This is a genomic window from Methylophaga nitratireducenticrescens (assembly GCF_000260985.4).
GTDB classification, from domain to species: Bacteria; Pseudomonadota; Gammaproteobacteria; order Nitrosococcales; family Methylophagaceae; genus Methylophaga; species Methylophaga nitratireducenticrescens.
On record NC_017857.3, the window covers coordinates 2,202,249 to 2,214,485 of the forward strand.

Annotated in this window: 10 protein-coding genes; 2 read left to right on the forward strand and 8 right to left on the reverse strand. The window is 45.2% G+C overall.

The window, feature by feature from the left end; all coding sequences use genetic code 11:
- Window positions 1-292 precede the first annotated feature (292 nt).
- A complete protein-coding gene (locus Q7A_RS10455) occupies window positions 293-1,999 on the forward strand; it encodes a potassium/proton antiporter (RefSeq protein ID WP_014707327.1) in 1,707 nt (568 codons plus the stop codon).
- Here the strand turns inward: Q7A_RS10455 and Q7A_RS10460 are convergent, their stop codons facing one another.
- The 6 genes from Q7A_RS10460 to Q7A_RS10485 all read right to left on the reverse strand — a co-directional run bounded on the left by Q7A_RS10460 (window position 2,000) and on the right by Q7A_RS10485 (window position 7,320).
- Entirely contained in the window at window positions 2,000-2,644 is a 645-nt protein-coding gene (locus tag Q7A_RS10460; protein WP_014707328.1) for a MarC family protein, read from the reverse strand.
- Between the two features lie 97 nt (window positions 2,645-2,741).
- Window positions 2,742-3,191, reverse strand: coding sequence for a DUF305 domain-containing protein (locus Q7A_RS10465; RefSeq protein ID WP_014707329.1), 450 nt, complete (start codon window positions 3,189-3,191; stop codon window positions 2,742-2,744).
- A gap of 681 nt (window positions 3,192-3,872) precedes the next feature.
- Window positions 3,873-5,144 (reverse strand): Y-family DNA polymerase, encoded by a 1,272-nt coding sequence (locus tag Q7A_RS10470; protein WP_014707330.1) that lies wholly within the window; start codon window positions 5,142-5,144, stop codon window positions 3,873-3,875.
- 1 nt (window position 5,145) lies between these two features.
- A complete protein-coding gene (locus tag Q7A_RS10475) occupies window positions 5,146-5,754 on the reverse strand; it encodes a LexA family protein (protein ID WP_089418531.1) in 609 nt (202 codons plus the stop codon).
- Between the two features lie 71 nt (window positions 5,755-5,825).
- The gene (locus tag Q7A_RS10480) at window positions 5,826-6,401 is read right to left on the reverse strand and encodes a YqaA family protein (protein WP_014707332.1); all 576 of its coding nucleotides are present in this window, start codon (window positions 6,399-6,401) and stop codon (window positions 5,826-5,828) included.
- A 391-nt stretch (window positions 6,402-6,792) separates the two neighbouring features.
- Complete coding sequence (locus Q7A_RS10485; protein WP_014707333.1) at window positions 6,793-7,320, reverse strand: hypothetical protein; 528 nt, start codon at window positions 7,318-7,320, stop codon at window positions 6,793-6,795.
- A 199-nt stretch (window positions 7,321-7,519) separates the two neighbouring features.
- On the opposite strand from Q7A_RS10485, the gene Q7A_RS10490 reads away from it, so the two are divergent.
- Window positions 7,520-7,837 (forward strand): HPF/RaiA family ribosome-associated protein, encoded by a 318-nt coding sequence (locus Q7A_RS10490; protein WP_014707334.1) that lies wholly within the window; start codon window positions 7,520-7,522, stop codon window positions 7,835-7,837.
- Window positions 7,838-7,957: 120 nt separating this feature from the next.
- On the opposite strand, the gene Q7A_RS10495 is transcribed toward Q7A_RS10490, so the two are convergent.
- Together Q7A_RS10495 and Q7A_RS10500 are read right to left on the reverse strand one after the other, a co-directional pair.
- Window positions 7,958-11,821, reverse strand: coding sequence for a type I restriction endonuclease subunit R, EcoR124 family (locus Q7A_RS10495; protein ID WP_014707335.1), 3,864 nt, complete (start codon window positions 11,819-11,821; stop codon window positions 7,958-7,960).
- Window positions 11,818-12,228, reverse strand: coding sequence for a nucleotidyltransferase substrate binding protein (locus tag Q7A_RS10500; protein ID WP_014707336.1), 411 nt, complete (start codon window positions 12,226-12,228; stop codon window positions 11,818-11,820). Before Q7A_RS10500 ends, Q7A_RS10495 begins: the two co-directional genes overlap by 4 nt.
- Window positions 12,229-12,237 lie beyond the last annotated feature (9 nt).

Here is a 12,237-nt window from a genome sequence, read left to right on the forward strand (position 1 = left end):
GTGAGTTGGAAAAACAGTTTCCAGCAGTGGGGGTGATGAAAGACAAGCAAACCCTAAAAGCCGGCTATGCTGGTTTTTTTATGCATGGCTTTTAATTTATGAAAAATATCACTTACAGTTAAATCAACAGACAATCGACTGAATGGGTATGTAATAATTGAACTTATAGTTATTCCAACTGTGTTGAAAATGACTTATGCAGGATGGCGACATCTCTCCATTTCTGCCGTGTTGGAAAAAGTCTCGCCTCCAGCAATGGTAGCTTTAAAGATAAACAGACCCTCGGTTTAATATGGATTTTATCAATACACTTTTTCTACTCGGCGGCCTGCTTATTTCCTTAAGCATTCTCGGCAGTCGTCTTTCATCAAAGTTTGGCCTGCCGTTACTGATTATCTTTTTAGCCCTGGGCATGTTGGCTGGTGAAGAGGGTGTTCTGGGAATTCAGTTTGATGATTACTCCCTGGCTTTTCTGATTGGCCATCTTGCTCTGGCGATGATTTTGCTGGATGGTGGATTACGTACCCGTTTAAAAACCTTCCGTGCCGGCTTCAAACCAGCACTTTCCCTTGCGACATTAGGTGTTTTACTAACCAGTGGCAGTATCGGCTTTCTGGCAATGTGGATATTTGATCTCAAGCTGCCTGAAGGGTTATTGATCGGCGCCATTATCGGTTCAACCGATGCGGCTGCGGTATTTTCCATGCTTAGCGGACGAGGAATAAACCTGAATGAACGGGTTGGTGCCACCTTGGAAATTGAATCCGGCACCAATGATCCTATGGCGATTTTCCTGACCATTATGCTGGTCGAGTTAATGACTGGTGAAATCGGCGGTGCATGGGAAACGGTCTTATTTTTATTCCAGCAATTCGGTTTTGGCCTGCTTATCGGTATCGGTGGTGGCTGGCTAATTGCAAAATTGCTCAACTGGATGGATTTAGCGCCGGGACTCTATGCCATGTTGGCTCTGGCCCTGGGTTTCAGCGTATTTGGTTTAACCGGAGTCATTGGTGGAAGCGGTTTTCTAGCCATTTATCTCTGTGGTTTGATGATCGGTAATCAACCAGGTCGTCATTTAAACTTTATTCTTCCTGTACATGATGGTCTGGCCTGGCTCAGTCAGATTGGTTTATTTCTGATTTTAGGTTTGCTGGTCAATCCAAGTGATTTATTGCAATACGCTCTGCCCTCACTGGTTATCGCATTGGCATTGATTTTTGTCGCCAGACCAATCGCGGTATTCCTGTCAATCAAACCTTTCTTTCGTTTTCGCTGGCGTGAACTGGGGTTTATTTCGTGGGTAGGTTTACGTGGAGCGGTGCCCATCGTATTGGCTATCTTCCCTGTGATTGGTGGAGTGGAAAATGCCTCGTTGTATTTCAATGTTGCGTTTGCTGTCGTTTTACTCTCACTGCTAATTCAAGGCAGCACCCTGTCACTAATGGCACGCTGGATGCGGGTAGAGGTTCCGATAGGTATCAGACCAAATCATCAGGGAGCCTTGGGCATTTTGCCGACAAATGATTATGAAATGTTCGTTTATCGGATTGAGAACGAACAACTTGATGGTCAGCAGATCCGCTTACTGCGTTTCCCTTCTGGGACCTTGATATCGGCATTATTCCGTAATAACGTGATGCTGCATCCCAAAGGCAGTACTGAACTGAAGTTGAATGACACCATTTGTGTGATAAGTCGCAATGAAGATTTGGATGCACTGAATCAAATCTTTAGTGGTCATTCAAAGCTGAAAAATCGTGAGGCATTTTTTGGATCATTTACGCTGCGAGGCGATGCCTTATTATCAGATGTCGCAAAAGCCTATGGACTGGTTATCAGTTCTGCTGAACATGGTATGACATTAAGCGACTTTATTTCCCGTCGGGTCGGTGGGCATCCGGTAGTGGGTGATGATGTGGACTGGCATGGCATTCATTGGGTGGTCAATGAGGTAGATGGCGATAAAATCATTAAAGTGGGTCTCAGACTTTACTGACTATAATCCAGCATAAATCTCCAGTACGCCATTGATGACAAACTGCACAGCAATGACCGAAAGAATAATGCCAAAAATTCGGGTAATTATTTCTTTGCCGGTTTCTCCCAGATAACGCACCAGAAAATGTGAGTACACCATTGCCAGATAACACGAGCCTGTGGTCAGCATAATCGCTGCAAACACCACAATTAAATGCCAGGCTGTTGGTGCCTCACTGGTCAAAATCATCACCGTGGCAATGGCTCCCGGTCCGCTCATAAATGGAATTGCTAACGGTATCACCGATATGTCCTTGGCAATTTTGCCTTCTATTGCCGGATCCGATGCACTGCTGGTCTCACCTTCATCCAGTCCCTTGTGAATCATGCTCATCGCAATACCAAATAGAATCAGGCCACCAGCAATACGAAACGCCTCAATGGTAATACCAAATATCTTGAAAATAAGACCACCCAGTAAGGCAAAAACAAAAAATACGCCGGTAGCAATCAGGCTAGAGCGTTTAGCAACTGCCTTACGGGTGGTTTCTGAAGTACGAGGCAACAGCGATACAAACATAAATGCCGTTGTTAATGGATTCACAATGACAAACAATGCGGCAATCGCGATGATCCAATAATCAAATAAACCAATTGCATTCATACTATATCCACTTAAACAAAACGCTATGTTCGCATAAATATGTTTTCCGTATTATCTTGTTGCTCAATTAATGCAGACAGACTTTCAATCCGTTTTTTTACTCGTCCTGAAGATCGTTTATCAGCACTTTCATCTCATCAATTTCCCGGCGTTGCGCTTCAATAATTTCATCGGCCAGTTGACGTACTCGTGGATCACTAATCTGTGCTCTTTCGCTGGTCAAAATTGCGATCGAGTGATGTGGAATCATGGCTTTCATATAAGACACATCATCAACCGTGGTTTGGCTCCTTACCAGCCAGAGTGAGCCCGCAAAAATCACAATACTGACAAGATAAATAATGATATTAACCGCGATATTGGAATACATATGCAGCATAAAGCTCAACATCACTATTGCCATGGTTGCCCCCATAATGAGAGCCATATAGCTTCGGGTTTCACTAAAAAACGCATGATCAGCCTGATAGGTATTAAGGTACATTAAACCGAACATCACCAGAGTGGATGTCAGGATCATGGCAGCAAATCTTCCATACATTTTCATCAGCATCTCTCCTAGGGCTTGTTTATCTTTCAGAGCCACCACTGCTGGCGGCTATTTTTGTGTCCGACAAGGCGGAAAGCACGCAGTGTAGCTCTTCTACATAAGTGATTGACAAATGCGTCTGAAACGCATTTGAACAGCTTTGCTGGCCGCTCAGCGGTTGAAATACAGGGATGTATTTCATACAACGCAGGCGGCCGCAAAAATAGTCCCAACCCTTCGGATTGTGACTGAAAAAGCGCCACTTATGTCCACGGATGGACAGGCCGCTATCGCTATCCCTGCTACCACGGCATTCGGGCATCCTTGCCCATCATATGCCGGCGCGCCAGGGAGGTGCGCGCCGGTCTGCGTTTCTCGTCGCTTATTTAGAATAACGACAAAAACGTCAGGACAAGCAATGTTCCAGACATTGCTTTTGCATACACTCCATCCATGGAGATAAACGTTTTTGAGCGCAAGCCCCAATGGGGTGAGATACGTGGATGTATCTCACAAAAGGCGCTCCTCGTGCCTTGATTGACGCTTTTTCAGCTCACAACAGAGGTGGAGATGAAAGATAAACAAGCCCTAGTTCGGCCAGAACATATCTGGCGCGATGCTTTGATGATACTCGCCTTACTTTCTCACCATCACTTTTGTTTCATTTAACTGTGATAAGAGTGGCTAAAAAGCGTTTATTTAACTGACCGTTAATACCTCTCCCCACTTTGTTGTGTAGCTCGGACTTTTATGTTCCTGCTTCATTTTCCACGGACGTTTAAAGCCCTGATTGGCCAATTGCAAGGTGTCCCGGCCCATCGTGTTATTAATCACATCCATCACCGTCATCAAATTCTCGGATTTAGGTTCCTGATTCAGCGCAAACAAATCCTGCTGCTGCCCGCTTTTCGGCTGCAGTTCGGTAAGCATAATGCCAGCTTTGGCATAGTTAAATCCCGGCCGATACATCTTTTTCAATGCACTCAACGCATGTTTGACTAATACTCGTGTGTCATCAGAAGCCATCGGCAACGCTACCATCAGACTATTACCGTAAAAAGCCTCCCCACTGCAAAAAGGACTGCAACGTATATACACCTGAATCATCCGCGCCACCGAATGCTGTCTACGTAGTTTGACTGCTGCCCGGCTGGTGTAAAGGCTGATCGACTCGACCAGACTATTCATATCCGTCACCGGAATGCCAAAACTTCTCGAACTCAAGATCTGCTTTTTGTCACTGATGGCATATTCCAGCTCCAGACAACTGATACCGTTGAGTTCACGTACGGTTTTTTCCATCACCACACTATATTGGCGGCGCAATGTGTCGGCATTGGCTTGTTTTAAATCTAAAACGCTTTGAATGCCCTGCGCTTTCAGCTTCAATGTCAGTTTACGACCAACGCCCCACACTTCACCGACATCTAACTCTGCCAGCAAACGGTTAAGCTGGCTTGGACTCAGCTGATTAAAATCACAGACTCCATCAAATTCAGATCGTTTTTTAGCACAATGATTCGCCAGTTTCGCCAGGGTTTTACTGGCACCGATACCGACACTGACCGGAAGCCCCGTCCATTTCGCCACACGATGACGGATCTGCTGGCCATATTGCAGTAAATCCAGATGCTGAAAACCAGTCAGATCCAGAAAACATTCATCTATTGAATACACTTCCTGATCGGGCGAAAACTGATTAAGAATCCGCATCACCCGATTACTCATATCGGCATACAGCGCATAATTGGATGATAACGCGACGATCTGCTGCTCATTCGCCATTTGTTGAAACTTAAACCACGGTGCACCCATTGGAATATGCAGTTTGGCCTCGTTGCTTCTCGCGACTGCACAGCCATCATTATTGCTGAGCACCACCACCGGCTTACCGGCCAGTTTTGGGTTGAATACCCGCTCGCAAGAGACGTAGAAATTATTGACATCGATCAGGGCAATATTGCGTGACATCTTATTTAAACCGTCGAAACGAACCGGTGACCACACCCCAGATTTCAAACTGCATACCGTCCTTGATTTCAATCGGCTTATACTCGCCTGACTGATTGGACGGCAGTAATCGTGGACCACCCTGTTTGGTTTTCGCCAGCAGTTTAATGGTAAATTCGCCATCGACTACCGCCAGCACAATATCGCCGATACTGGCATTTTTAGAGCGATCCACCACCGCTTTATCGCCGGGCAATAAACCACTTTCGCTCATTGAATAGCCCTGAATGGTGACAAAAAAAGTCGCCTCTTCGTCATCAATCAGGAATTCATTGGCATCCAGCCGCTTTTCGACATGTTCATCTGCAGGCGAAGGAAAACCCGCCGCCACTTTGGAACTGAACAATGGCCAGCTGCGTTTAGCGGGTGCAACGAGTGGACGTTCAAATACCATTGTCTGGCCTTGCAATGGAGTAGATTGTCTGCATCGATAAGCCGCCAGAAAATCAGTGATCACAGGCTTTTGACTCTCGGGAATCCGCATCACGGTCGTCGGTTCTTTGATCACAGAGCCTTTTTTGCGTCCGGCACCAACGCGCCGACCACCATGCGTATTTGAACGAGTTGTCATAAATAACTTGATTAATTGAAACAGTTAATCAAGTGTACGAATCGCTTCCCTATCAGGCAAGGAATAATTCACTAGCTGAATAACAACACGCTCCAGATAAGGCCAATCAACAAGATAATAAAAATCGACGCACCGGTTTTGTGGTCTTCAAACATTTTTTGCGCCTGATTACCAAACAGACACACCAAAAAACCCAGACCAAAATAACGCAGACCACGAGAAATGGTGGTCGCCAGTATATATAGCAAAAAAGAATAGCCCGTCACACCCGCCGCCAGCATGGCAATCTGAAATGGAATCGGCGTAACGCCGACACTCAAGACGTACCAGAAACCATGTAAATGGATTTGCTGACGAATAGTTTCAAACTGCTCGGGCGTCGATAGCAGAGCAATCATTTGATCGCCGATCAGACCAAACACAAAGTAGCCAGTCACATACCCCAGCGCCGCACCAAGGATACAGCCCAGTAATGCCATGGTGCTAATAGCCCAGATCAGATTCCGGCGGGCCTGCATCAGCGGAATCAAAATAGTTTCCAGTGGGATGGGGACGATCAGTGACTCCATAAATGAAGCAAAGGCCACGCCCCAGAGCATGTGCTTTGATTCAACCAGACGAATGCCCAGCTGCTTGAATTTTTCCAAACGAATTGCTTTCCTGTCTTGAATAACTAACCAAAATACAATGTTTATATGACGCCCAGCAAAATCATAAAAAACTGGAGTCTATTGAACTTTCATATCCACCATTGCTGACGGCTATTTTTGAGTCTAGCAAGGTGGAAAGCTCCCCGCAGCTTTCCCATATAAGTGATTGTCAAATATTTGAACAACTTAGCTGATCGTGAATACAGAGATATATTTAATATAACGCAGTAGCCGCAAAAATAGTCCCAGCCCTACGGGTTGTGAGCTGAAAGAGAAACAAGCCCTAACCCTCAGCTAACGGAATCCAACGATAAATAACCTGGATTCAAACCGATGGTCATAACGTAATACTCATTATCTGAAAAACAAAATGTTGATTGAAAATAGCTTAAATCAGCGGATATTCATGCTCTGCATAAAAGTTCTGATACACAACCTCAATCCGCAGCCGATCACCCGCCTCGATAAACTGCAACGGTTGACTAACATCATCAATCCATTGCTGAGCCTGTTCCGCCCTGATAAAACGACAGATGTCCCCAACCGGCCAATGGAAATACACTTCGCGCTGTTTCTTTTCAGCTAATATCGCTGGGTCCGTCGTGTCTGGAAGTGGAATATACGAACTGAAAAGCTCTAATCCGCCCTGCTGGCTGGGATCATTGGCATTATATTCCAGTGAGATATCCCAGCCCCGAACTAATCCATCATCGGCATCGCCACGTTCAAAGCTGAATCCATACATCGCCAAAATATCATCGTCCATTTCCGGCAATTTTTGCAGTGCGTCCTGCACAGCTTTAATGGCAGTTTTATCCTGATCTGAAAGGGCTTCCAGACTAAGCAGCCAATCACCCAGATTGATAGCCGCCTGAATAATAGGAAGGTGCATTTTGTCGAGCAGAATGTGTGGCATAGGTATGGACTATCAAGAATAAAAGCCGAAACATAGTATCAAACTGGGTTGAATAACCCCATTTACATTCCCACGCAGGAGCGTGGGAACGAGTTTTTTACGGTGCTCTGATCATTCCAGATGTAGTAACCAGCGGAATGTTTCATAATCGTTATTGTCACAGAATGGCAAACGTTTTATTTCACTCAATGGAGGTTGCATGCAAATTCAGGTTAATACCGATCGCCATATTCCAGGCGATGACACGCTCACCGACTCTATTCGTGAGGAGTTACAACATTCTCTGCAACGATTCGATGAACACGTCACTCGTGTCGAAGTACATCTAAGCGATCAAAACAGTGAGAACCGGGGTGGTGCGGATGATATTCGTTGTCTGATCGAAGCTCGGATAGAAGGTCACCAGCCCAACGTGGTCACCCATGACGCCGCGAGCATCAAACAAGCCTTTACCGGCGCGACCGATAAAATGAAACGCGTATTGACCACCACAATTGAGCGGATGCAGTCACGCTAAGTTGTTTAGCTAATTCCGGCGGTTTCCCACGGTCCTCCGTGGGAAACCGCTTCAACCCAGAAAAAACATTCCCACGCAGGAGCGTGGGAACGAGATCAAGTCTAAAAAGTGGTCTGGATTTTATTCTCTGTCACGTTTGATTTTGGCTAATTCGGCTTCGATATTTTCACTGATAATAATGGAAGTTTCTGCTTCAGCATCTGTACCTTTTTGGGTAGTTGAATATTTTTCACGGATCGTTTCGCGTAGCACATACAAACCGGCCGCCGCGCCGCCGCAGGCATTGAGAAATTCAAATATGGCTTCGCCAACAGCCGTGCTATAGCCCCACACATTCAACACAAATTCCAGAATCGTGCTGCCTTGACGGGCTTCGCTAAGCGACCAGAACAAGGTGCCTTGTTGTGCGTTTTCCGGCTGGCTGAAATCCAGTTCATATTGTGTTAACAGCATTTGAAACTCACTGGTCAGCTGAAAATACTCAGTCAGAATCGCCTGATTAATCACCCCGCGGCCAAGCAGTTCACCGCCCTCGGGGTAAATACTCAAACTAGCAATACCTTGCTCATAGGGTTGATCGGTATGAATAACAAAACGGGCCAACTCAGTTGCTTGCCGAGCGGTTTTGACTTCATCGGTAAAAAAGATCACTTGATCCCCAATGGGATGTGCCAGCGACCGTAAGGTAGTGGCATCATAATCCGCTGAATCTTCGCCGACACCAATACTGCCAGTGTGATCTTCAAAGGCTTCAATGATGTCTTTGAATTCTTTGAGAATACGAGTGTAAATACGTTTACGTTCCATCAGTTTTGGCTGATAGTTCAGTGCAGAGAACACTTGATCCCGCAACGGATCTTTGCCGGTAAAGTTATAGTCATCAATCATGCGATATACGGCATCTTTATTCAGCTGTTCGCGTTCACATAGTGCATGGACCGCCTGCCGTTTTTCTTTATGCCAAAAGCCCGCGAAGATTTCGGTCAAATCCTGTTCCGGCGTAATCTGCGGCATATATTCCTGCATAAACTTTTCAATCAGTTCACGTTTACTGCGCAGCTGGACTTCTTTATCCAATAAGCTCATGACATCCTGACGCGCTTTATCCGCATCGGCTTGGTTGCCTGATTTAGTTTTGCTGGCCTGAATATCGCCCAGCAGTTTAAGAATATAGGCGACATTCACTTCATCACGGTGAATCAGTTCCAGTTCAAAATCGACTTCTTCGAGAATGGACGCGCCCGGTTCGTTATCATGCGAGCGATCATAAATATCCAGATATTTGCTTTTGAAATCTTCAAAAGTCTGCTCATCCAGCTGCAAATCCGACCATGTAAAATCGGTGAAGGGTTTCAGTTTATTCAAGGTGCGTAATAACTGCCGGAAGGCTTGTACAAAAGCGAATTGAGCATCTTCACTTTTCAGATCATTAACCGCATCTGGTGTGTTTGCCAACGCCAATACCTGCTCAAGTTCGTGATTAAACCGTTCGACATAAAATGGATACGGTTCCATCAAAATATCTTCATTGGCATTGGTATCACAAAACAGTTTTATCGCTTCATCGGTGTTGTCTTTCAAATTACGGAAGCAGACGATATTACCTTGTGATTTCAGCTCGCCCAAAATACGGTTGGTACGTGAGAAAGCCTGGATTAGACCGTGATATTTGAGATTTTTATCGACATACAGGGTATTGAGCTTTTTGGCATCAAAACCAGTGAGAAACATATTCACCACCAGCAGAATATCGGCACGGTCCTTATCCTGAAAGCTTTCCTTATCACGCTCTTTTATGCGCTTGGCGATATCTTTGTAATAGATATAAAACGCTTTGCTGTCTTTTACCGAGTGTTGGGTGTGGTACATCGCGTTATAGTCGGCCACATAGCTTTCCAGCTTTTCACGTGTGTGACGGGTTTTGGGATCATCGGTTTTGATATCAAAATCCGGTTCACCAATCAGCCCATTGGCATCTTCATCTTCTTCATTGGCGGCATAGGTAAATATCGTCACCACACGTAAATCATGCTCACCAGCAGCTTTTTTACGTTTAAACGTCTCGTAATATTTGATCAGCATGTCTTTATTGCTGACACAAAGCATTGCCGAAAACTGTTTGTTATGGGTTTTACGGTTATGGTTGGCAATAATCCAATCCACTACGCCTTCTATACGGGCGTCACTCTCAAAGAATTGTTTTTTATTGATTTTATCGACTTGCTCATCAATCAGGCTGCCGTCTTTGCGTTTCAGCTTGCCCCAATATTCCACCGAAAATTTGAGTACATTTTCATCGGCGATGGCATTGGTAATCACATATTTATGCAAACACTCACCAAACAAATCCTTGGTGGTGCGTTTGCCATGTTCATTTGATGTCGCGTTTTCAACAAATATCGGCGTACCGGTAAAGCCAAACATCTGCGCCTTGGTAAAGAACTTGACGATATTCTTGTGCGTTTCACCAAACTGCGAGCGATGGCATTCATCAAAAATAAAGATCACCCGTTTATCACGTAATGCCTCCATCGCTGCTTCATGACGAGGCTTACTGATCGCAGTGTTGAGCTTTTGAATGGTGGTGACAATCAGCTTATTTTCACCGGCCATTTGTTTGACCAGTGACGCCGTGTTGTCTGTGCCATCCACACTGCCTTCACTGAAAAAATTAAATTCACGGGTGGTTTGATAATCCAGATCAGCCCGATCCACCACAAACACTACTTTATACACCTTGGGCAATTTGGTGAGGATCTGCGCGGCCTTAAAGCTGGTCAGTGTTTTACCGCTGCCGGTGGTGTGCCAGATATAGCCGTGTTTTCGACCGTTTTTTACCTGATTTTCAATCGCTTCGACGGCGTAATATTGATACGGTCGCAACACCATCAGAATTTTGTCTGATTCGTGCAGCACAATATATTTGCTGATCATTTTGGAGACATGGCACTTCTCCAAAAAGACATCGGCAAAGGCATCAAGTTGAGTAATCAGATTATTCTGCTCATCGGCCCAATAAAACGTCTGTTTAAAATCCTGTTTGCGATTATTGGCGTAATACTTGGTATTCACCCCATTAGAGATCACAAATAGCTGCACATAATTAAACAAACCGCTATCAGTCCAGAAACTATGCCGCTGGTAACGGTTAATCTGATTAAAGGCTTCTTTCAGTTCGATACCACGACGTTTCAACTCGATTTGCACCAACGGCAAACCGTTGATCAATAACGTCACGTCATAACGATTTTCATATTTACCAATTTGCGTGACCTGATGCGTCACCTGATATTGGTTCTGACACCAATGTGCCGTGTTCATAAATTGCAGATAACAACTGCTGCCATCATCACGGGTAAACTGAAACCGATCCCGTAAGGTTTTGGCGCGCTGAAATACGTTGCCTTTATCCAGATGATTCAGAACTTTAGTAAATTCTGCCTCGCTGAGCGGCTGTCCATTCAACGCGTCGTAATTATGAATTTCCAACTGACGTTTTAAGTTGGCTTTTAGGGCTTGTGCACTTTCAATGACTATCCGTTCATACCCCAGACTGACCAGTCGATTGACCAACCCGGCTTCCAGCTGTGCCTCGGATTGGGCACCTTTGTCTTTAGTACCCAACTGCTGTTTCACAAGCTGTGTTTGCTGTTGGTATTTTGCTGCGTTGTAAAACTCCACACCGACTCGCTGGATATGATCTTTCAGATTGTCATTATCAATATGCTGATACAACGAAATATCAAAGCTATAGGGCGTATCCAGCTCTTCCATCGCCCCCATCACCTCAAACAGCAAATGCTCAGAGGCCGATGCATCTACATGCAAAGTCAGATCGATATCGGAATTGGGCCGATAATCTCCCTTGGCTCGTGAGCCATACAGCACCGCTGATTGAATACTGGGAAAGGTTGCCAAAGCGGCGTGAATCGCCGAGATGGTTTGGGCACTCAGACCATAGGAGTTCTCTACAGAATTGGTCACGTATCTTGCTCGGCCAGTTTATTCAGTTTTTGGTTTAATTCGGTTAATGCAGCATAGTAGTCGTTAACAATCGCATCGACGATTTGACGTGCCACTGCACGGTTATAAGTATGCGAAGACAGATTACGGCTTTTAATCATATCCAGCCAGACTTCGCCATTTGTTATCAGCCCGACTTCAAAGGCTTTACGCGCCACATTTTTTGAACCAAACAAATCCACATAGCCTTGATCCTGCAGAAAATCCTTTTGCGTATTCCAGGCCAGCTCATGATTGTATTCAAAGCTTTGAATCAAACCCTGCTCTTCCAGTTCATTCAAGGTTTCATAAGCCATAAACCGATCTAACTGTTGTAATGCCCGATTCCAGTTATCGAGGCGTTGTTTCCAGCGAATATCTTCTGACATCACGTTCTC